Here is a 22481-nt window from a genome sequence, read left to right on the forward strand (position 1 = left end):
GAAAAATTGATGGCAGAATTAATTGAATTAAGAGAAATTGAAGAACGGGTGATTCTGGTGGCAGTCAGCACCGGGGAGGAAGACGATGCAGCGGCATCTCTTGACGAACTGGAAGAGCTGGTAAAGACAGCAGGAGCTGTCACTGTGGATAAGGTGATACAAAACCGGGAGCGGATTCATCCGGGAACTTACTTGGGAAAAGGTAAGATAGAGGAAATCAAAGAGCGGCTATGGGAGCTTGATGCCACGGGAATTGTCTGTGATGACGAGCTTTCCCCGGCCCAGCTTCGGAATCTGGAGTCAGCTTTGGATATTAAGGTCATGGACCGGACCATGGTGATTTTAGATATCTTTGCAGCCAGGGCCACTACCAGGGAAGGAAAAATCCAGGTGGAGCTGGCGCAGCTTAAATACCGCGCAGCCCGCCTTGTGGGCCTTCGCAGCTCTCTGTCCCGTCTGGGAGGCGGAATCGGAACCCGCGGACCGGGTGAGAAAAAGCTGGAGATGGACCGCCGTCTGATTCATGACAGGATCGGAATGTTGAAGGCGGATTTAGAGGAAGTGAAGCGCCACAGGGATATTGCCAGAAGGCAGAGGGACAAAAACCACGTGCCTGTAGCCGCCATTGTAGGCTACACCAATGCAGGAAAGTCCACCCTGTTAAATAAACTGACCGATGCAGGGATACTGGCTGAAGATAAACTGTTTGCAACCCTGGACCCGACCACCAGAAATTTAGAGCTTCCGGGAGGCCAGCAGATCCTTCTTACGGATACGGTAGGCTTTATCAGAAAGCTTCCCCACCATTTGATCGAAGCATTTAAAAGCACATTGGAGGAGGCCAAATACAGCGATATCATCCTTCATGTGGTGGACTGTTCCAATCCCCGGATGGATGTGCAGATGCATGTGGTGTATGAAACCTTAAGGGAACTGAAGGTCCAGGAAAAGATCATGATTACCGTGTTCAATAAAATTGATGCGGCAGAGCCCGGAGTGATTTTGCGGGACATTTCCTCGGATCATCAGGTGAAGATATCGGCAAAGACAGGAGAGGGCCTTGATGAGCTTGTCAATCTCCTGGAAACCATTCTCAGAAACCAGAAGGTGTATTTGGAAAAGGTCTATTCCTATCAGGAAGCAGGAAAAATACAGACCATCCGGAAATACGGCCAGCTATTAAAGGAAGAGTACCGGGAGGATGGAATTCTTGTAAATGCCTATGTTCCTGCGGAACTGTACGCAGGGCTGATATAAAAATATAAGCAGTTGGATTTTGACGGTATATTACAAAAATCGACCATTTTTTTGTTAAATAAGTATATTGTAACCGAGGGCGTATTATGCTATACTGGTTAACGAGATTATGGGATGAACCTGTCAATTTATAGAATTTAAACAAAAAAGCACAATATATAGAAAAGGAATAATTTTCCAGACTATATATTGTGCTTTTCTTTCTCTTCTGCTATAATACCCCTATGCGATAAAAACAACCAGCCGGATGGGGGCTGAGATGGAAGGGAGTTTATGCTTGATGATACAGGTAGTAAAGAGAAATGGGGAAGACGCGGAGTTTGGTCTTGGTAAAATCACGGAAGCCATTAAAAAGGCATTTAAAGCCACGGGAAAGGTCTATAGCGATGAGATTTTAGAACTGCTCTCTCTTAGGGTGACTGCCGATTTCCAGGAGAAAATCCGGGATGGCAAGATTACAGTGGAGCAGATTCAGGACAGCGTGGAGCACGTTCTGGAGCAGGCAGGCTATACCGATGTGGCAAAGGCCTATATCTTATACAGAAAACAGAGAGAAAAGATAAGGAACATGAAAGATACCATCCTGGATTATAAGGATGTGGTGAATAATTATGTGAAGGTTGAGGACTGGCGTGTCAAGGAAAATTCCACTGTCACCTACTCTGTGGGCGGCCTGATTCTCAGCAACTCCGGAGCCATTACAGCCAACTACTGGCTTTCTGAGATTTATGACCAGGAGATCGAGAGGGCTCACAGGAATGCGGATATCCATCTTCACGACTTATCCATGCTGACCGGATACTGTGCAGGCTGGTCCTTAAAGCAGCTCCTCATGGAAGGGCTTGGAGGAATACCGGGGAAAATCACCTCTGCTCCGGCCAAGCATTTATCCGTCCTCTGCAACCAGATGGTCAATTTCCTGGGAATTATGCAGAATGAATGGGCAGGAGCACAGGCATTTTCCTCCTTTGATACTTATCTGGCTCCTTTTATCAAAGCAGACAATCTCCCTTACCGGGAAGTGAAAAAGTGCATTGAATCCTTTATTTTCGGCGTCAACACCCCCAGCCGGTGGGGAACCCAGGCTCCCTTTTCAAACATCACCCTGGATTGGACCGTTCCGGCGGATATGGCGGAACTGAATGCCATTGTAGGCGGAAAAGAGATGGATTTTAAGTACAAGGACTGTAAAAAAGAGATGGATATGGTCAATAAGGCATTTATTGAGACCATGATCGAAGGAGATGCCAATGGGCGCGGCTTCCAGTACCCAATCCCCACGTATTCCATCACAAAGGACTTTGACTGGACTGATACGGAAAATAACCGCATGCTTTTTGAGATGACAGCCAAATACGGCACCCCTTATTTCTCCAACTACATTAACAGCGATATGGAGCCCAGCGATGTGAGAAGCATGTGCTGCCGCTTAAGGCTGGATTTGCGGGAGCTGAGGAGAAAGACCGGAGGCTTCTTCGGTTCAGGAGAGAGCACCGGTTCCATAGGCGTGGTCACCATCAACATGCCCCGGATCGCTTACCTTTCTGAAAATGAAGCGGATTTTTATAAACGCCTTGATCATATGATGGACATTTCCGCCAGGTCTTTGCACACCAAACGGGAAGTCATCACCAAGCTTTTGGACCAGGGGCTTTACCCATATACGAAGCGTTATCTGGGAAGCTTTGCAAACCACTTCTCCACCATCGGCCTTGTAGGCATGAACGAAGCCGGTTTAAATGCAGGATGGCTGGGAGGGGATTTGACGAGCACCAGAACCCGTGATTTTACAAAAGAAGTGTTAAATCACATGAGGGAGAAGCTTTCTGATTACCAGGAAATATACGGCGATCTCTACAATCTGGAAGCGACTCCGGCAGAGTCCACGGCTTACCGTCTGGCAAAGCACGACAGGGACCGTTATCCGGAAATTAAGGCAGCGGGAAATGAAGGGGATACACCGTATTACACCAACAGCTCCCATCTGCCTGTGGATTATACCATCGATGTTTTTGACGCGCTGGAGATTCAGGATGAGCTTCAGACCCTTTATACTTCGGGAACCGTGTTCCACGCATTCTTGGGAGAAAAGCTTCCTGACTGGAAAGCGGCAGCCAAGCTGGTTCACACCATTGCAGAAAACTTCCGCCTGCCTTACTACACCTTATCCCCTACTTACTCCATTTGTTCCGATCACGGATATCTTGTGGGAGAACAGCGGGTATGCCCGGTTTGCGGAAAACCGGCAGAGGTTTACAGCCGTATTACAGGCTATTACCGCCCTGTCCAGAACTGGAATGAAGGAAAGACCCAGGAATATAAGAACAGGACAGAGTACAGCCTTTCCCGTTCCATGCTGAAAAAGGGAGGCCAGACAGTCAGGAAAAGAATCGGGGAGAAAAAGGTGGAAATCCCGGAGGGCACCTACTTATTCGTCACCCAGACCTGCCCCAATTGCCGGATGGCAAAACAGTTTTTACAGAATTCAGCTTATGAAACCATTGATGCAGAAAAGCATTCCGAGCTGGCATCAGGCCTTGGAATCATGCAGGCGCCTACTCTTGTCATTGTAAAGGAAGGGCTGATTCAGAAAATATCCAATATTTCTGATATCCGCAAGTACGCGGAAAGATAAAAAAATATTACGGTGTTCAAAAGGGCCGCGACTAATCTTAGTCGCGGCCCTTTAAAAATAAGCGGAAGCTGATAGAAGGAGTGATAACAGGCGAAGCCACAATAAAAACTGATAGATAAATTCTATTTATTGAACTGAAATTGCCGAATAAACGTATCTGTGTTGAGAATAATTTCTGAAAATATATATAGATAAAACAAATAAGTATATTCGAATTTTCGATTGGATTTCGATATAACCGGGTGTTATAATTGCCTGAGGTTTTTATTACGTATTGGAGGAACATCAGTCTTGTTTAACTTCTCTTATTTTTTTGAAGTATTTCCCCAAATTGCATCAAAATTGCAGGTAACACTGCTGCTGACTCTTATAGCCGCTGTTTTTTCCCTTTTCATCGGTATTATCATTGCGGTTATCGGCTATTACAAAGTTAAGATTTTTTATCCTGTTACCCGCTTATATTTGTCTGTTCTGCGAGGTACACCTTTAGTCGCCCAACTGTATTTTTTCTATTACGGTCTGGCCCATATCAGTGAAATCGTGCTGAATATGAAGCCGCTGACAGCCGTAGCCCTGGTGCTGAGCTTTAATACGGGGGCATTTATGTCAGAGAGCATTCGCGGAGCCCTGCTTTCTGTTGATCCGGGCCAGAAAGAAGCGGCAGCCATGTTGGGAATGTCAGAGCTCCAGACGATCACAAGAATTGTTTTACCTCAGACCTTCCGGGTGGCACTGCCGGCGCTTTTTAATGACTTAATTAATTTGCTAAAGTCCACTTCCCTGGCGTTTATGCTCGGTATACGGGATGTTATGGGACAGGCTAAGAGTGAAGGCGCCCAGTCTTTTCGCTATTTTGAAATTTATCTGGCGGTTATGCTGATCTACTGGCTTCTGGTTCTGGCTCTCACCCGTGTCCATAAGGTTATGGATACGAAATGTTCAGAGATGTATTAAATTTATTACATATAATGGAGGAAATTCAAATGAAAAAAGTTTTACCTTTGCTGCTTGCTATGACAGCAGTTATATTGACAGGATGCAGCGGCGGTGCGTCCGCTAACACCACCGCAGCGAGCGAAACGGCCAGTGAAGCCGCCACCAAGGAGCAGTCCCGCAAAGTTGTTATTGCGACAGGCGGTTCAGGAGAGCCTTACAGCCTTCTCAGCGCTGACGGAAAGACCTGGACAGGAATTGATGCGGAAATGTGGAGCGAGATTGCAAAACGCACAGGCTGGGAGATTGAAGCGAAACAGGTGGAGTTTTCTTCTCTGTTTGGAGAATTGGATACCGGACGGGTGGATGTAGCGGCAAACTGTTTTGCGGTGACGGAAGCCAGAAAAGAAAAATATCTCACTTCCAATCCCTACTATGGCGATGCCCAGTGCATTATTGTCAATGATGACAAGTCTGATATCAATACCTTTGAACAATTAAAGGGTGCCACCATTGGCGTTGCCCAGGGACAGGCCTCCCAGGTATCTGTTGAAAAAATGGCTGAAACGTATGATTGGAACGTAGTGGTTTATGAAACCAGTGATACCGGATATCAGGACCTTAATTTAAAAAGAATTGATGCAATGGCAACGACAGACAGCCTTGTTTACAAATATGAAAATTCACAGAACATGAAGTTTCATATTCTGGACAGCCGTCTTCTCTCCAATAACGTTGCTTACTTTTTCCAAAAAGGTGATGAGGGACAGGCTCTTTGCGATGAAGTCAATAAGGTCCTCGATGAAATGATGAAGGATGGAACGACTTCTAAAATCATTACAAAATGGATGTTTTCGGATATGACCCAGCTGATTCATGAATAAACAGCAGGGCGAGGTGCTTTATGATTGAAATACAACATCTGTCAAAGACCTTTGACGGACAGACGGCTGTTTTAAAAGACATTAATTTAAGTGTGAAAAAAGGCGAAATAGTCGCGATTCTCGGCCCATCCGGAACCGGAAAATCCACCCTGCTGAGGTGTCTGAATTACTTGACAAAGCCTACGGAAGGAATTATAAAGATTGGTTCCGCATCAATCGATGCGAAGCAGCACACGAGAAAGGATATATTGGAACTGCGCAAGCACTCATCCATGGTCTTTCAAAATTATAATCTCTTTAAAAATAAAACAGCAAAGCAAAATATCATGGAAGCCTTGATTACGGTATCTAAAATGGATAAAGAAGAGGCCAGGACCATTGCCTTAAAGCTATTGGAAAAGGTGGGCCTGATGGACCGGCAGGACTTTTTTCCTTCTAAGCTTTCCGGCGGACAGCAGCAGCGCGTGGGCATTGCCAGGGCGCTGGCGGTAAATCCCGACGTCCTCTTGTTTGATGAACCCACGTCTGCTCTGGACCCGGAGCTGGTAGGAGAGGTTTTAAATACCATACAGACCGTTGCACAGGAAGGGACCACCATGCTTCTTGTCACCCATGAAATTCAATTTGCGCGTCAGGTTGCCACCCGCATTTTGTTCATGAACGAAGGGACAATCGTTGCGGACGGAAGGCCGGAGGAGATATTGGATTCTCCGGAAGACGTGAGAATTCAGCGTTTTTTAAACTATAAAAAGCAGTTTTAATAAGATGATTACAATAAGCGGGAAAACTTTTCCCGTTTATTGTTGTAAGACGGGTTTGTATGAAGGAGAAGGAACGTATTGGTGTATTATAGAAGGGAGAAAAACAATGATTGAGATGAAAACAGAATTGCCCCAGGTATTTGACAGCTTTGCAGAAGCGAGAAAAAACGGATTTCTTGCCATCAAGAAAATCAAAGATGCGGGGAAAGGGGTGGTAGGCCAGTTTTGTACGTATACTCCCCTGGAAATTTTTATGGCGGCAGACTTGGTGAGTGTGAGTCTGTGCTCAACCAGTGATGAGACCATTCCGGAAGCGGAAAAAGTGCTGCCCAGTAATTTGTGCCCTCTGATAAAGTCCAGCTATGGGTTTGCCATTACTGACAAATGTCCATACATGTATTTTGCCGATCTGGTAGTAGGTGAAACAACCTGTGACGGCAAGATAAAAATGTATGAGCTGCTTGCCCAGAAAAAGAATGTCCATGTTTTAGAGCTCCCTCACCGACAGGATACTCCCGAAGCCAAGGCCCTTTGGCGGGCAGAGCTGGTGAGATTAAAGTCCCGTGTGGAAAATGATTTTGGCGTCACCATTACAGATGATATGCTCAGGGAAGCCATACATAAACGCAACATCGAACGCAGGCTTTTAAAGGAATTGTACGAGCTCAGCACGTTATGTCCGCCTCCTATGAGCGGTTTGCGCCAGCTTCAGATTCTGTTTGGAGCACAGTATAAATTTGACTGGCAGGAGAAGGTGGATGAAATCCAGAATGCAATCAACGGCATAATGGAATCGTATGACGCCGGAAACCGTCCTGTAGCCGAAGATGCACCCCGCATTCTCATCACCGGATGTCCTATGGGCGGGGTGACGGAAAAGGTTGTAAAGGTGATTGAGGATGCAGGTGCAGTTGTGGTTGCCTTTGAAAACTGTACAGGCGCAAAACAGATGGACCGGCAGTGCCGGGAAGACGGGGACCCCATTACCAATATTGCGGATCACTATTTACAGATCGGATGTTCCGTTATGACTCCAAACCCCAACCGGTTTGAACTTCTGGGACGGTTATGTGAACAGTTTAAAGTAGACGGAGTGGTGGAAATGACCTTGCAGGCGTGTCATACTTATGCGATAGAAGCATACACAGTTAAGACATTCCTGAAAAACAGGAATATTCCTTACCTTCAGTTGGAAACGGATTACGGCACCGCTGATATCGGACAGCTTTCAACGCGGGCCGGTGCATTTGTGGAGATGTTATAGGAAATGGATAAGATAACAGCAGGGATTGACTGCGGTTCAGCAGCCTGTAAGGGCGTTCTGATCCGCAATCAGGAAATCGCCGCCATGTGTGTAAAGCCTACGGGCTGGAGTCCCAAAGAAACTGCACGGACAGTGCTTGAGGATTTGATGGATCAGGCAAAGGTCTCCAGAGAGGAGATTCGCGTTGTAGCCACCGGATATGGCAGGGTTGGAATTGATTTTGCCGACAAGACGGTGACTGAAATTACGTGTCATGGATCAGGGGCGGAGTATCTTTTCCCCGGCGTGCGCACGGTGATTGATATCGGAGGACAGGACTCAAAAGTGATGTCAGTGGAAAACGGCAAAGTGGTGTCTTTTCAGATGAATGACAAGTGTGCCGCCGGAACGGGAAGATTTTTAGAAATGTCCGCCCACCGGCTGGGAATTGATTTGTCAGATTTTTCAAGCCTGTTAAAGCCGGGCAAGTGCTGTTCTCTCAGCAGCATGTGTGCAGTATTCGCTGATTCTGAGATCATATCTCTTCTGGCAGCGGGCAAAAGCCGTGAAGAAATAGCGGGGGGAATTGTTCAGTCCATGGTGGCCAGAGTCATGGCATTGGCTGCCCGTATAGAGATTGAACCGGCCGTTGTTTTAACCGGAGGACTGGCTGATTTAGAAGGGCTTAAGACCGCCCTTGAACAGCATTTAAAGCATCCGGTTCACGCATCCTCGCTATCCCGATTTGCCGGTGCCATAGGCGCTGCTTTAAAGGGATAAGTATAACAGCATAAAAAAGAAAGGGGCTTTCGCAAAACGATGAATCTGCGAAAGTCCCTTTGTTTTAAATCATATAATGGTCGGAATTTTTATCCAGCCTTTTTTGTTCTGCAACCAGATCTGCAAGGGTGATGTTGTCCACCACGCCGGAAATGGCTTCATCCAGCTTTTTCCATACCATAAGGCTGGCGCACACATCGGCTCTGCTGCAGGGATTGGTCTCTTCTTCTATGCATGATACGGGAACCAGGCTGCCTTCTGCAAGGCGCAGAATCATGCCCACCGTATATTGGTCAGGGTCTTTTGTAAGGGTGTAGCCGCCCTTGGCACCTCTTTTGCTTTTCACGTACCCGGCCCGGCTTAAAATGGTGACGATCTGTTCTAAGTATTTGTCAGAAATCCCCTGACGCTCCGCCACCTGATTGATCTTGGTGCATTCGCCCGGATGAAGTGCAAAATCAAGCATCATACGAAGGGCGTAGCGACCCTTAGTAGAAAATGTCATAGCTGCAAGTCTCCTTCCTGATCATTCTTATCAGATTAGTATGATATAAGCTCATTCTACATGAAATTCCTTTAAAAGTAAACCTTTAATTCTCCGGCTTCCCAATTTGCCAAAATGGATGTATACTAATATTCATTGGAATAAGGGAGAAAGGAAGGATTGTTGGTGAAAAAACAGCAGAGGGAAAATCAAAAAGCTATGACCGAGGGAGTGATCTGGAAACAGCTTCTTTCTTTTTCCATACCTCTTTTGCTGGGAAATTTATTCCAGCAGCTTTACAATACTGTGGATTCCATCGTGGTGGGCAATTTTGTGGGAAGCCAGGCTTTAGCAGCCGTAGGCTCCAGCAACTCCCTGATTAACTTAATCATTGGCATGTCAATGGGAATCGGAACAGGGGCAGGAGTGATCATCTCCCAGTATTACGGGGCCGGAGAAAAGGAAAAGCTTCAATGGGCCGTCCACACTTCCATTGCCTTGAGCCTGATCGGAGGGGGACTTCTCACCCTGATCGGAATCTTGCTTTCTCCGCTGCTTTTGGAATGGATGGGAACTCCGGAGGATGTAATGCCCAATTCTGTTTCTTTTTTAAGAATTTTCTTTTCCGGATCAATTTTTAATCTGGTTTACAATATGGGAGCAGGTATATTGCGGGCGGTGGGAGATTCCAAAAGGCCCCTTTATTATCTGGGTATTTCTTCTGTCGTGAATGTTGTTTTGGACCTGTTATTTGTGGCGGTTTTTAAAATGGGAACGGCAGGAGCCGGAATCGCAACCGTCATTGCCCAGGCAGTGTCTTCGGTCCTGATTATCAGGTCTCTTGTGAAAACCGGGGAATGCTACCGCTTGATTCCTTCCCGGATCGCCATTGACAAACGGATGATGGTGCGTATATTGAGGCTTGGCATTCCCACGGGAATCCAGCAGTCCATCATAGCTTTGTCCAATGTGGTGGTACAGGCCAATGTCAACATCTACGGCGCTGCCGCAATGGCCGGGTTTGGCGCTTATACCAAGATCGACGGTTTTGCCATGCTTCCCCTTCAAAGCTTCTGTCTGGCGTCCACAGTCTTTACAGGCCAGAACATCGGTGCGGGGAATGCGAAGAGGGTGAAACAGGGGATTTTTCAGGGTATTGTCATAAGCCTGGGTTATACGGCTTTGATTTCCACGCTTTTGTATTTTTATGCAGAGCCGTTTTTAAAGATATTTTCCCCGGACCCGGACGTGATTCAATACGGAACTTCTACCATGGTCATACTGCTGCCTTTTTACTGGACCATGGCCATTCATCAGATTTTAATGGGCAGCATCCGCGGAAGCGGGCGCACCATGGTTTCCATGATGATCGGAGTGGGAAATATGTGCCTTCTGCGCATGGTTTATATTAATTTCCTGGTGCCATTTTTCCCCAGTTTTGAGGCGGTGATGTGGTGTTATCCTATAACATGGGTCACCACCACGCTCATGGATTGTATTTACAGCATAAAAGCGAATTGGATACCAAAGGACAGGAATGAACAGATGGGAGATAAAGAGTGATGAAACATGGATATATCCGGGTTGCCGCAGCAACCCCTGATGTAAAGGTAGCGGACCCCCGGTTTAACAGGGAGCAGATTTGCAAGCTGATCAAAGAGGGAGCAGAACATCATGGAAAGATTATGGTATTTCCGGAGCTGTGCTTAACGGCCTATACCTGCGGAGACCTTTTTGGACAGGAAGCCCTGCTTTTAAAGGCGAAAGAGGAGCTGAAGGAAATTTTAGAGGCCACAAAGGGCCTTGATATGCTGGTTTTCCTTGGAATGCCATGGGAGAGGGACGGAAAGCTTTATAATGTGGCGGCTGCTCTTCAAAACGGAAGGCTGCTTGGAATCGTTCCCAAACGCAATCTGCCCAATTATTCGGAATTTTATGAACTGCGCCATTTTACACCCGGAAATAAAAAGCCTGTGACGGTAAAATGGGAGGATGATCTCATCCCCATGGGAACGGACATCCTGTTCCGGTGTGAGGATATTCCGGGTCTCGTTGTGGCAGCAGAGGTCTGCGAAGATGCCTGGGTGCCTGATCCGCCTTCCATCGGACACGCGCTGGCCGGGGCCACGGTCATTGTAAACTGCTCTGCCAGCGATGAGACCACAGGAAAGGACATTTACCGGAGAAGCCTGATCACAGGCCATTCCGCCAGTCTGGTATGCGGTTATATCTATGCCAATGCAGGGGAAGGCGAATCCACTCAGGACCTGGTCTTTGGCGGCCAGAATCTCATTGCGGAAAACGGCACACTTTTAGGGGAATCCAAACGCTTTGGAAATGAAACCATATATGGGGATATGGACTTAGACCGTCTGACCCATGAAAGGCGCCGCATGACCACATTTCCTGCCGGAAACAGGGAGGGATATGAAGTGGTTTCCTTCCGCATGAAACAGGAAGATCTGGAGTTAAAAAGATTCATAGACCCAAGGCCCTTTGTTCCCCATAATGAAGCTGAGAGAAACCGCAGATGCGAAGAGATTCTTTCCATACAGGCTATGGGGGTGAAGAAACGGCTGGACCATACAGGCTGCCGCCATGCTGTCCTGGGAATCTCAGGGGGACTTGATTCCACCCTGGCCCTTCTCGTGACAGTCCGGGCGTTTGATATGCTGGGCATTCCAAGAGACCAGATTCACGCCATCACCATGCCGTGCTTTGGAACCACGGACCGAACTTATCAGAATGCCTGCCTTTTGACGAAGAAGCTGGGGGCAGAGCTGACGGAAATCAATATAAAGGAAGCGGTCACCCTTCATTTCAGGGATATCGGGCACAATGAAGCTGACCGTGACGTGACCTATGAAAATTCCCAGGCAAGGGAAAGGACCCAGATACTCATGGATGTGGCAAATCAGCTAAACGGAATGGTAGTGGGAACAGGAGACATGTCTGAGCTGGCCCTTGGCTGGGCTACGTATAACGGAGACCACATGTCCATGTACGGAGTCAATGCTTCCGTGCCTAAAACCCTGGTCCGCCATCTGGTTCGTTACTATGCGGACACCTGCGAGGAAAAGGAACTGAAAGAGGTGCTTCTCGATGTTTTGGACACGCCTGTGAGCCCTGAGCTCCTGCCTCCCCAGGATGGAGAGATCGCCCAGAAGACAGAAGACTTGGTGGGACCTTATGAGCTTCACGACTTCTTCCTCTATCATATCCTGCGGTTTGGATGCAGGCCCCAAAAGGTCTACCGCCTGGCAGTCTGCGCATTCGGGGAAAGCTATGAAGCCGGGACCGTATTAAAGTGGCTTAAGGTATTTTACCGCAGATTTTTCAGCCAGCAATTTAAGCGTTCCTGTATGCCTGACGGGCCTAAGGTAGGGTCTGTGGCAGTATCACCGAGAGGGGATTTGCGGATGCCGAGTGACGCGGTGAGCCGCCTATGGCTGGAGGAACTGGAAAACTTATGAAACGAGGTAACTTATGATAACCAGCAGTGCCAATGCAAGGGTAAAACAGGTGATGAGCCTGACAAAAAAGGCGAAGGCCAGACAGGAGAGCGGCCTTTTTGTGGCAGAGGGCCTTCGCATGTTCACAGAGATACCGAAGAACAGGATAGACAGCATTTTTGTGTCAGAGAGCTTTTTAAAGGATGAAAGTCACAAAAAGCTTCTGTCAGAAAGTAAGTATGAGACTGTGGCTGACGATGTGTTTAAGACCATGTCAGACACCCAGACTCCCCAGGGAATCCTTGCCCTGGTCAGACAGTATGCTTATAAGGCTGAGGACTTGCTTGGAACGGGGGCTGCCTTTCTCATGATTTTGGAGGATATCCGGGATCCGGGGAATTTAGGAACTATTTTAAGGGCAGGAGAAGGGGCAGGAATTACGGGAGTGCTGATGAATGACACGACAGCGGATATTTACAATCCGAAGGTGATCCGTTCCACCATGGGTTCCATCTGCCGGGTACCTTTTGCCTATACCGGTGATTTGCAGGGAGCCTTAAAAGAATTAAAAAGCCGGGGAGTCAGGCTTTACGCCGCTCATTTAGATGGCAGGAATAATTATGAAAAAGAGGATTATACTGTTGATACAGGGTTTTTAATCGGAAATGAAGCAAAGGGCCTGACCAGTGAAACGGCGGCTCTGGCGGATGCATACGTAAAGATTCCCATGAAAGGGAAAGTGGAATCATTGAATGCGGCAATAGCCTCCTCCGTGCTGATGTTTGAGACAGCAAGGCAGCGCAGAGGGTAATCGTCAGAAAATTGTAAGGCTTTTCACGATAAGAGATATTGAGAAATGCGTCAACATATAGTATGATAATAATGGAAATACCTGCGGGTATCCCACTATGCCCAAGGTACATGGGCAGTAACAAGGAAACCGGAAGCGTTGTCAGGAAAGGGGAGTGAGAAAATGGCAGCAGTTTACTGGCTCATTGCATTTGTGGTGCTTCTGGGCATTGAAGCAGGGACTATGGCGTTAACCACTATCTGGTTTGCAGGAGGTTCTCTGGCGGCATTTTTGCTGGCTTTAATGGGAGCTAACATTCAGGTGCAGCTTTCCGTATTTGTAATCGTATCCTTCATCCTTTTGTTCTTTACAAGACCTTTTGCATTAAAATATGTGAACCGGAATACGGTTAAGACCAATTCCGAAAGTCTGGTGGGCAAGTCCGCCAGGGTCACGGTTGAGATCAACAACATTGAAGGAAAAGGGGCAGCGGTCATTAACGGTCAGGAATGGACGGCAAGAGCGCTGGAGGATGAAAAGACATATCCCCTGGGCACCATGGTGGAAATCGTGGACATAAGGGGTGTGAAACTGATTGTAAGCAGGAAACAGGAGGAAGAATAATATGGGATTTTTTGGATTTTCAGCAATTATTTTTATACTGGTTATTATTTTGGTGCTTCTGGCATCATGTATTAAGATCGTACCTCAGGCCCAGGCCCTGGTGGTGGAGCGCCTCGGCGCTTATCTGGCAACCTGGTCCGTGGGACTTCATATCAAGCTGCCCATCATTGACCGGGTGGCAAGAAGAGTTAATTTAAAGGAGCAGGTGGCTGATTTCCCGCCCCAGCCTGTAATCACCAAGGATAACGTTACCATGAGAATCGACACGGTAGTGTTTTTCCAGATCACAGACCCCAAGCTTTATGCTTACGGCGTTGAAAACCCCATTATGGCTATCGAGAATCTGACAGCAACCACCCTCCGTAACTTAATCGGTGATCTGGAGCTGGATCAGACCCTGACTTCCAGGGAAACCATCAATGCCAAGATGAGGGAGACTCTTGATATTGCCACAGACCCATGGGGAATTAAAGTGACCCGTGTGGAGCTTAAGAACATCATGCCTCCGGCAGCCATTCAGGATGCCATGGAAAAACAGATGAAGGCAGAGCGCGAGCGGCGTGAGTCCATCCTGCGTGCAGAGGGTGAGAAGAAATCCACCGTACTTGTGGCAGAGGGTAAAAAGGATTCCGCTATTCTTGATGCAGAGGCTGAGAAACAGGCTGCTATCCTCCGTGCGGAAGCGGAGAAGGAAAAGAGAATCCGTGAGGCCGAAGGTGAGGCTGAGTCCATCTTAAAGATTCAGCAGGCCAATGCAGACGGAATCCGCATGATCCGCGAGGCAGGAGCCGACCAGGCAGTTCTGGTGCTTAAGAGCCTGGAAGCTTTTAAAGTTATCGCTGACGGCAAGGCCACTAAAATTATCATCCCTTCTGATATTCAGGGACTTGCAGGACTGGTTTCTTCCCTTACGGAGATTCCCAAGGAGAAGTAAACCTTACCCTTCAAAGGGGACTCTCTTTGTCCGCAGGGTAAATTCACCTTATAAACACCGCAGCAGGAGGCAGACGCTTTCTTGCTGCGTTTTGGTTAGGCAGGCTTAAAGGAGGGGGCTATGGAACTGAAACTGGATTTGAGCAGAGAGTATGGGCTTGTGCTGGAAGGCGGGGGCGCCAAGGGAGCTTATCAGATTGGTGTTTGGAAAGCCCTCCGGGAGGCAGGAGTAAAGATTAAAGGGGTGGCAGGCTCTTCCGTAGGCTCCTTAAACGGGGCCCTCATCTGCATGGATGATCTGGACCGGGCCGAGGATGTGTGGAAAAATATTGAGTATTCCCGCGTCATGTCGGTCAGTGATGAAGTGATGGAAGCCATAAAAAAGAAGGATTTTAAATCTTTGAACCTACAGGAGCTGATAAACCGCGGGATGCAGATCGTAAAGGAGGGAGGCTTTGACATCACTCCCTTAAAAAATCTCATTGAAGAGGTGGTAGGAGATGAGGAAAAGATCAAAAACTCCGAAAGAGAGCTCTATGCCGTCACCTATTCCGTGTCCGACTGGGAAGGAAAAGCAGTGGATATCCGAAGCGGGGAAGAGGGCTGCGTAAAGGATATGCTGCTGGCGAGCGCTTATTTTCCTGCTTTTAAGAATGAAAAGCTGGGCGGAAAGCGGTATATGGATGGGGGAGGTTTTAATAATGTTCCCGTTGATGTGCTCATTGAAAGAGGATATAAAAACATCATTGTCATCCGCATTTACGGCTGGGGATATGACAGGGAACGGGTGATCAAGATTCCTGAGGGAGTTACGGTCAGTCATATCGCTCCCAGGCAGGATTTGGGCGGAATATTAGAATTTGACAAAAAGCAGGCCAGAAAAAACATGACTCTGGGTTATTACGATGCCATGAGGTTCTTATACGGGCTTGCCGGACGCATTTACTATATTGATGCCCCCAATGGGGAGCCTTATTACTTTGATAAGATGATGTCGGAGCTGGAGCTGTTAAAGCTGTATTTAAAGGATTGGATTCACGAGGAAGATACGGGCACCCTGACCGGCTACCGGGTTTTTACGGAAAAAACATTTCCCAGGCTTGCAGAGGAATATAAGCTGAAAGAGGGCTGGGATTACAAGGATATGTACATTGGCCTTCTGGAGGATTTAGCAAAGCGCTTGAGAATCCGGCGTTTTCAGGTATACACGGTAGATGAGCTGACAGGAGCCATATGGAAAAAGCTGAAGGCCACTGACCGTGTCTCTGCTCTGCTGAAATGAAAAATAATAAATATGTGTTGCATGATTATGCGAAGTATACTATAATAATGCATAAAAATACAACTAAAAGCGGAGGAAGCGTTATGAACTTAAAAGGAAGAAACTTTATTACATTAAAGGACTTTACACCGGAGGAGATCGGATACCTTCTGGATCTGTCTGCTGACTTAAAGGCTAAGAAGAAAAAAGGCATTACAGGAAATTCCCTGAAGGGAAAAAATATAGCCCTCATATTTGAAAAACCTTCCACCCGCACCAGATGTTCCTTTGTGGTAGCTGCCGTAGATGAAGGCGCTCATCCGGAATACCTGGGAAAGGACGATATCCAGCTTGGACATAAGGAAAGCGTGGAAGACACGGCCAGAGTTTTGGGAAGGGTCTTTGACGGAATCGAGTTCAGGGGCTTTAAGCATAAAACCGTGGAGGACTTAGCAAAATACGCCGGCGTTCCGGTCTGGAACGGCCTGACGGATGAATACCATCCCACTCAGATTCTGGCTGATCTTCTGACCATGAAGGAACATTTTGGCTATTTGAAAGGACTTCGGTTCGTATACGCCGGAGACGGACGCAACAATATGGCCAACAGTCTGATGATCGGAATGAGCAAGATGGGAGTCCACTTTACCATACTGGCTCCGGAAAGCTTATGGCCCAATAAGGAGCTGGTGGAGCTGTGCAAAGGCTATGCAAAGGAAAGCGGAAGCACCATCACCCTGACGGAAGATGTTGATGCGGTCAAGGATGCGGACACCATTTACACCGATGTGTGGTGCTCCATGGGAGAAGAGGACAAGGCGGCAGAGCGGATTACGCTTTTAAAGCCGTATCAGGTCAATAAGGAACTGATGGATAAGACCGGAAAGGATACCACCATATTTATGCACTGTCTGCCGGCTGTCAAGGGAAATGAAGTGACAGAGGACGTGTTTGAATCGGCTGTATCGGTGGTATTTGACGAGGCAGAAAACAGAATGCACACCATTAAGGCAGTGATGGTTGCTACATTAGGAGAGTAGGAATGTATATGCAGGAACGAGGCAGAAGCTTAAGGAATGCCTCCATGATCGTGGATCTCATCCACATTGGAGTGGGCATCCTGATCGTGGTGCTGGCAGTTGTTTCCTTTTTAAACCCGGAGGATCACATGCTTTTATTTCCTCTGATCTTTTTCCTGGCCGGAGTTCTCAATCTGGTCAACGGAATTTATAAAATAAGGCTCAGCGGCAGAGAAAAGAAAAAGAAAGCGGCGGCAACAGCAGTCTTTTTATTCGGCGTACTGCTGTTTGTACTTACGGCAGTCAGTGCCGTAAGCATCTGGTGGGGGTGAGGCCGTTGAAATCAGAGATACTAAAGCAGTTGAGAGAACGGAGAGATTATATCTCCGGACAGGAGCTGTGCCGCCATTTCGGAGTTTCCAGGACGGCTGTCTGGAAGGCCATACAAAGGCTGGAAGAGGAAGGCTACGAAATCCGGGCTGTGCGCAATAAAGGCTACCTTTTGGTCGACACATGTGATATAATGACGAAAACAGAGATAGAAAGCTGTATCAGGGGAAACTTTGGCAGAGCGGTGGAATATCACGAAACCATTGATTCCACCAATACCAGGGCCAAGCTTCTGGCAGAAGAAGGGGCAGCCTGGGGCACTTTAGTGGTGTCTGACTGCCAGGAGGCAGGCCGGGGAAGAAGAGGCAGGGCCTGGGTGTCTCCCTCCGGGAAAAATGTTTTTATGAGTCTGATTTTAAGGCCGGATATTCATCCGGCCTCTGCTTCCATGCTGACCCTGGTGGTTGCCCTTGCCGTATATGACGGAATCAAGAAGGTCACAGGGCTGGAAACAGGCATTAAATGGCCCAATGACATTGTTTCAAACGGAAAGAAGGTCTGCGGCATATTGACGGAAATGAGCGCCGAGCCGGAGGGAATTCACTATGTGGTGGCCGGAATCGGCATCAACGTCAACATGGAGGAATTTCCGGAGGAAGTAAGACCGACAGCCACCTCCCTGTTTCTGGAAACGGGCAAAACAGTGAGGAGAAGCCGGCTGATTGCAGCGATTATGGAAGCTTTTGAACAATATTATGAAGAATTTATGAGCCAGGGTGATTTATCCGGGCTTATAAGTGTCTATAATAACCATATGGCGAATATGGGAAAAGAAGTGCGGGTTTTGGAGTCTGCCGGTGAATATACGGGCAAGGCTTTGGGAATCAATGAAAAAGGAGAGCTTCTCGTGGAAATGCCGGGAGGAGAAGTCAGGCATGTGATCTCCGGTGAGGTGTCTGTCAGAGGAATTTATGGATATGTGTGATCAATCGCTTTATAATAAGTTACAGATTCTGGAACCAAAGGACAAAGAGATGGATACCATGGAGCGTTTAAGAGCCATGGAAGGCCCTCTGCTTTTCTGGTATAAGGAACACGCCCGCAGCCTGCCCTGGAGGGAAGAACCGTCGCCGTACCGTGTATGGATATCTGAGATCATGCTCCAGCAGACCAGGGTGGAGGCGGTAAAGCCTTACTTTGAACGGTTTATGGAAAATCTCCCGGATATTAAGGCTCTGGCAGAGGTGGAGGAAGACAGGCTTTTAAAGCTGTGGGAAGGCCTTGGCTATTACAGCAGAGCCAAGAATTTAAAGAAGGCGGCGGAAATTCTTGTTTCCCGGTATGGAGGGGAGCTGCCTGCTTCTTATGAGGAGCTTAAGACCCTTCCGGGAATCGGGTCCTATACGGCAGGTGCCATCGCTTCCATCGCCTTTGGCATACCTGTTCCCGCTGTTGACGGCAATGTGCTCCGGGTTATATCGAGAGTCACGGAAAGCCATGAGGATATTTTAAAGCAGTCTGTCAAGCGGGAGATGGAAGAGCGGCTTAAGGCGGTTATGCCAAAGGGGTATGCCAGTTCCTATAACCAGGGGCTCATTGAAGTGGGAGCATTGGTCTGTGTCCCCAACGGCGCGCCTTTGTGCGGCCAGTGTCCTTTGGCGAGCGTCTGTCTTGCAAGAAGCAATGGCCTTACTGATGTGATTCCCGTAAGAACCCCGAAAAAAGCCCGCAGAATAGAGGATAAAACCGTATTGGTCCTTTGGCATGAGGGCCGGGTGGCGATCCGCAAAAGAGAAGAAACCGGGCTTTTGCCCTCTCTTTATGAGCTTCCCAATCTGGAGGGGCATCTGAATGAAGAAGAGATTTTTGCCAGACTGGGTGTCAAGGAAGCCGATATATTTCCCCTGCCCGGTTCCAAGCACGTGTTCAGTCATGTGGAGTGGCATATGACCGGATTTCGCGTTGAACTAAAGGATGGGGCAGCAGGAGACTTTTTGTGGATTACGGCGGAGGAGATGAAGCATACTTATTCCCTGCCAAGCGCATTTAAAGCGTATACAAAGTTAATCAGGTGAACATAATGAAAAAGATGCTTTTTATTGTCAATCCCCGTTCCGGGAAGGCACAGATTAAAAATAAGCTGATCGATATACTGGATATTTTTGTGAAAGCGGGCTATGAGCCTCTGGTTCACGTGACTCAAGGCCCTCAGGATGCCATGGACGTGGCTGGTCTTTACGGAGACGGCATGGATTTAGTGGTATGCAGCGGAGGAGACGGCACCTTAAATGAGACCATAAGCGGGCTCATGAGGCTGGAGAATATTCCTGATTTGGGCTATATTCCGGCTGGCTCCACCAACGACTTCGCCACCAGCTTAAGGCTGTCTAAAAACATGAGGACTGCTGCGGAGGAAGTTGTTTCCGGTTATCCTTTCCCCGTTGACATCGGCTGCTTTTGCGGGGACAGGCATTTCGTATATATTGCAGCGTTTGGAGCATTTACCGAAGTTTCCTATCTGACTCCCCAGGATAAGAAGAATGTTCTGGGCCATCAGGCCTATATGCTGGAATGCATGAAGAGTTTATCCTCCATAAAGTCCTACACCATACGGGTGGAATGCGAAGAATGTTCCTCTGACCTGCATAAGATGAATCTGTCCGCAGGGCAGGGAGAGGATTCCCCGGAGGGGGAAGAATTCTTTCTGGAGGGAGAGTTTATCTTCGGAATGGTCACTAATACCATGAGCGTGGGGGGATTTAAAGGGCTGGTGACTCAGGATGTGGCTCTTGATGACGGAGAATTTGAAGTTCTGCTGATCAGGACTCCCAAAACTCCCCTGGATTTGACGAATATTATCAATTATATGTTTTTGAAGGAAGAACCCAACGAATACGTCCACAAATTTCGGACCAAGTCCTTGAAGATTTTCTCGGAGGAGCCTATTGACTGGGTTCTTGACGGGGAATTCGGAGGGGCCAAAACGGAGGCCCATATCGTCAACCTGAAGAAACAGATCCGGATTGTGAGAAATCCGTAGAAAAAGCAACAATTCTGCTTTTTTCAGAAGAAATATGTTGAAATATGGATTCCAGTAGTATATAATGAAAAGTTGTGTGGGCTTTATGTATACTTCTTAGCGAAAGGACGTTATTAAGTGGAAAAGGATAATTTTTTAGAAAAGCTGGGAAAGCTTGTCGAGCTTGCAAAGACAAAGCACAGTGCTTTGGATGTAACGGAGATCAATAACTTTTTTATAGGGGAAGAACTGACTGCAGAGCAGATGGATCAGATCTATACGTACCTGGAGAATCGCGGCGTGGACGTGATCCCGGTCATGGATGATTCCGCTTTGACTGATGATGTGCTCTTGTCAGATGACCTGCTTTTGGAAAGTGATCTCGATGACGGCTTTGTGAAGGATTCAGATGAGGAAGACATTGACCTTGATGCCATAGACTTGCTGGATGGGATCGGCACAGAGGACCCTGTCCGTATGTATTTAAAGGAAATCGGTACAGTACCACTTTTGAACGCAGAGGAAGAACTGCGCCTTGCTAAGAGGAAAGCTGATGGGGATGATAACGCCAAGGAGCGGCTGATTGAGGCCAATTTGCGCCTTGTAGTCAGTATAGCAAAGCGTTATACAGGCCGTGGAATGAGCTTTTTGGATCTGGTTCAGGAAGGAAATCTGGGCCTGATTAAGGGTGTTGAAAAATTCGATTATACCAAGGGATATAAATTAAGTACATATGCTACCTGGTGGATACGTCAGTCAGTGACAAGGGCTCTCGCAGATCAGGCAAGAACCATTCGGGTTCCGGTGCATATGGTCGAGACCATCAACAAGATGTCTAAAATGCAGAGAAAGCTGACTCTTGAACTGGGATATGAGCCTTCTGTCACAGAACTGGCGGAAGCTCTTGAAATGTCTGAGGACAAGGTCATGGAGATCATGCAGATCGCCAGAGAACCTGCTTCTCTGGAAACGCCCATCGGAGAAGAAGATGACTCCAACCTGGGTGATTTTGTAGCTGATAATAATGTGGTTACGCCGGAAGGCAATGTGGAATCCGTCATGCTGAGAGAACATATTGACGCTCTCCTTGGTGATTTAAAGGAAAGAGAACGTCAGGTTATTTTACTCCGGTTTGGCTTGGAGGACGGCCATCCCCGTACCCTTGAGGAAGTGGGAAAAGAATTTAATGTTACCCGCGAACGTATCAGGCAGATCGAAGCAAAGGCGCTTAGAAAGTTGAGAAATCCTGTCCGCAGCAAGCGTATCCGGGATTTCCTGTAAGAAAAAAAGGCGTGGCATGAGATTGTCCACGCCTTTTTTCTGTTCATAAAAGCGATGGGAGGAGATACCATGAACCGGAGAAATTACCAGAAGGAATTGGAACAAGTCATTGCAGAGCTGAAAGCAGAGGAAAAGGTTCCCAGGCTTCTTTTACATAGCTGCTGCGCACCCTGCAGCAGTTACGTGCTGGAATACTTATCCCGCTACTTTGAAATAACGGTGTATTTTTATAATCCCAACATCTACCCCCCTGCGGAATACGTCAGCAGGGCCAGGGAGCAGGAACGGTTTATAAAGGATATGGAATTTCTCCACCCCGTCACCCTGGAGGTGGGAGCTTATGAACCAGATGAATTTTACCGGATCACAAGAGGGCTGGAACAGGAGCCGGAAGGAGGAAGCCGGTGCGAGCGGTGTTACGAGCTTCGTCTTCAGGAGGCCGCAAAGGTGGCTCAGGCCAGCCGCTTTGACTATTTTACCACCACTTTATCCATAAGCCCCTTAAAGGATGCGGATAAGCTCAATGAAATAGGCGGAAAGCTGGCAAAGGAGTATCGAATCCCGTATTTGTTTTCTGATTTTAAGAAAAAGAACGGATACAAAAGGTCTGTGGAGCTGTCACAGGAGCATGATCTTTACCGTCAGGATTACTGTGGATGCGTATATTCCCAAAGAGAGAGGCAAAAGTCCTTATCTGAAAAATAAATACTCAGGACAAGCCGGGTTTGTCTTGACATGAACTGGGAATTGTAATAAAATTAACAATAAGGAGTATGTCTAAAATATAAGGGTAAA

21 protein-coding genes are annotated in these 22481 nt (G+C 47.5%); 20 read left to right on the forward strand and 1 reads right to left on the reverse strand.

What is annotated here, in order from left to right:
- Nucleotides 1–9: 9 nt before the first annotated feature.
- The 7 genes from hflX to QM657_RS11830 all read left to right on the forward strand — a co-directional run bounded on the left by hflX (nt 10) and on the right by QM657_RS11830 (nt 8493).
- Nucleotides 10–1257: a GTPase HflX gene (gene hflX / locus QM657_RS11800; protein ID WP_415066863.1), complete on the forward strand. Its 1248-nt coding sequence runs from the start codon at nt 10–12 to the stop codon at nt 1255–1257.
- A gap of 280 nt (nt 1258–1537) precedes the next feature.
- Complete coding sequence (locus QM657_RS11805; protein ID WP_415066864.1) at nt 1538–3892, forward strand: ribonucleoside triphosphate reductase; 2355 nt, start codon at nt 1538–1540, stop codon at nt 3890–3892.
- A 291-nt stretch (nt 3893–4183) separates the two neighbouring features.
- Nucleotides 4184–4846, forward strand: coding sequence for an amino acid ABC transporter permease (locus QM657_RS11810; protein ID WP_415066865.1), 663 nt, complete (start codon nt 4184–4186; stop codon nt 4844–4846).
- A gap of 29 nt (nt 4847–4875) precedes the next feature.
- A complete protein-coding gene (locus QM657_RS11815; RefSeq protein ID WP_415066866.1) occupies nt 4876–5709 on the forward strand; it encodes a transporter substrate-binding domain-containing protein in 834 nt (277 codons plus the stop codon).
- A gap of 20 nt (nt 5710–5729) precedes the next feature.
- Nucleotides 5730–6470, forward strand: a complete 741-nt coding sequence (locus tag QM657_RS11820; protein ID WP_415066867.1) for an amino acid ABC transporter ATP-binding protein — start codon at nt 5730–5732, stop codon at nt 6468–6470.
- Between the two features lie 109 nt (nt 6471–6579).
- Nucleotides 6580–7734: a double-cubane-cluster-containing anaerobic reductase gene (locus tag QM657_RS11825; protein ID WP_415066959.1), complete on the forward strand. Its 1155-nt coding sequence runs from the start codon at nt 6580–6582 to the stop codon at nt 7732–7734.
- Nucleotides 7735–7737: 3 nt separating this feature from the next.
- The gene (locus tag QM657_RS11830; protein ID WP_415066868.1) at nt 7738–8493 is read left to right on the forward strand and encodes an acyl-CoA dehydratase activase; all 756 of its coding nucleotides are present in this window, start codon (nt 7738–7740) and stop codon (nt 8491–8493) included.
- Between the two features lie 64 nt (nt 8494–8557).
- Here the strand turns inward: QM657_RS11830 and QM657_RS11835 are convergent, their stop codons facing one another.
- Nucleotides 8558–8998 carry an RrF2 family transcriptional regulator gene (locus QM657_RS11835; protein ID WP_415066869.1) on the reverse strand — a complete coding sequence of 147 codons (441 nt, stop codon included), beginning with the start codon at nt 8996–8998 and terminating at the stop codon, nt 8558–8560.
- A gap of 165 nt (nt 8999–9163) precedes the next feature.
- Between QM657_RS11835 and QM657_RS11840 the strand changes: the two genes are divergently transcribed.
- From QM657_RS11840 to QM657_RS11900, 13 genes are all read left to right on the forward strand, one after another.
- Nucleotides 9164–10540, forward strand: coding sequence for an MATE family efflux transporter (locus QM657_RS11840; protein WP_415066870.1), 1377 nt, complete (start codon nt 9164–9166; stop codon nt 10538–10540).
- A complete protein-coding gene (locus QM657_RS11845; protein WP_415066871.1) occupies nt 10540–12450 on the forward strand; it encodes an NAD(+) synthase in 1911 nt (636 codons plus the stop codon). Before QM657_RS11840 ends, QM657_RS11845 begins: the two co-directional genes overlap by 1 nt.
- 13 nt (nt 12451–12463) lie before the next feature.
- Entirely contained in the window at nt 12464–13240 is a 777-nt protein-coding gene (locus QM657_RS11850) for a TrmH family RNA methyltransferase (protein ID WP_415066872.1), read from the forward strand.
- A 162-nt stretch (nt 13241–13402) separates the two neighbouring features.
- Complete coding sequence (locus QM657_RS11855) at nt 13403–13843, forward strand: NfeD family protein (protein ID WP_415066873.1); 441 nt, start codon at nt 13403–13405, stop codon at nt 13841–13843.
- A gap of 1 nt (nt 13844) precedes the next feature.
- Complete coding sequence (locus tag QM657_RS11860) at nt 13845–14777, forward strand: SPFH domain-containing protein (RefSeq protein WP_415066874.1); 933 nt, start codon at nt 13845–13847, stop codon at nt 14775–14777.
- A gap of 120 nt (nt 14778–14897) precedes the next feature.
- Nucleotides 14898–16058: a patatin-like phospholipase family protein gene (locus QM657_RS11865; protein WP_415066875.1), complete on the forward strand. Its 1161-nt coding sequence runs from the start codon at nt 14898–14900 to the stop codon at nt 16056–16058.
- An 83-nt stretch (nt 16059–16141) separates the two neighbouring features.
- A complete protein-coding gene (gene argF / locus QM657_RS11870; protein ID WP_415066876.1) occupies nt 16142–17077 on the forward strand; it encodes an ornithine carbamoyltransferase in 936 nt (311 codons plus the stop codon).
- A 2-nt stretch (nt 17078–17079) separates the two neighbouring features.
- A complete protein-coding gene (locus tag QM657_RS11875; protein ID WP_415066877.1) occupies nt 17080–17388 on the forward strand; it encodes a DUF6637 family protein in 309 nt (102 codons plus the stop codon).
- 5 nt (nt 17389–17393) lie between these two features.
- The gene (locus QM657_RS11880) at nt 17394–18371 is read left to right on the forward strand and encodes a biotin--[acetyl-CoA-carboxylase] ligase (protein ID WP_415066878.1); all 978 of its coding nucleotides are present in this window, start codon (nt 17394–17396) and stop codon (nt 18369–18371) included.
- Nucleotides 18358–19461, forward strand: a complete 1104-nt coding sequence (mutY, locus tag QM657_RS11885) for an A/G-specific adenine glycosylase (RefSeq protein ID WP_415066879.1) — start codon at nt 18358–18360, stop codon at nt 19459–19461. The genes QM657_RS11880 and mutY overlap by 14 nt, the downstream gene beginning before the upstream one ends.
- Nucleotides 19462–19466: 5 nt before the next feature.
- Entirely contained in the window at nt 19467–20426 is a 960-nt protein-coding gene (locus QM657_RS11890) for a diacylglycerol/lipid kinase family protein (RefSeq protein WP_415066880.1), read from the forward strand.
- A gap of 117 nt (nt 20427–20543) precedes the next feature.
- A complete protein-coding gene (gene rpoD / locus QM657_RS11895) occupies nt 20544–21686 on the forward strand; it encodes an RNA polymerase sigma factor RpoD (protein WP_415066881.1) in 1143 nt (380 codons plus the stop codon).
- 69 nt (nt 21687–21755) lie between these two features.
- Nucleotides 21756–22391, forward strand: coding sequence for an epoxyqueuosine reductase QueH (locus QM657_RS11900; protein ID WP_415066882.1), 636 nt, complete (start codon nt 21756–21758; stop codon nt 22389–22391).
- Nucleotides 22392–22481: the final 90 nt, after the last annotated feature.

It is taken from the genome of Lacrimispora sp. (genome assembly GCF_047605665.1).
Classification (GTDB): domain Bacteria; phylum Bacillota; class Clostridia; order Lachnospirales; family Lachnospiraceae; genus Lacrimispora.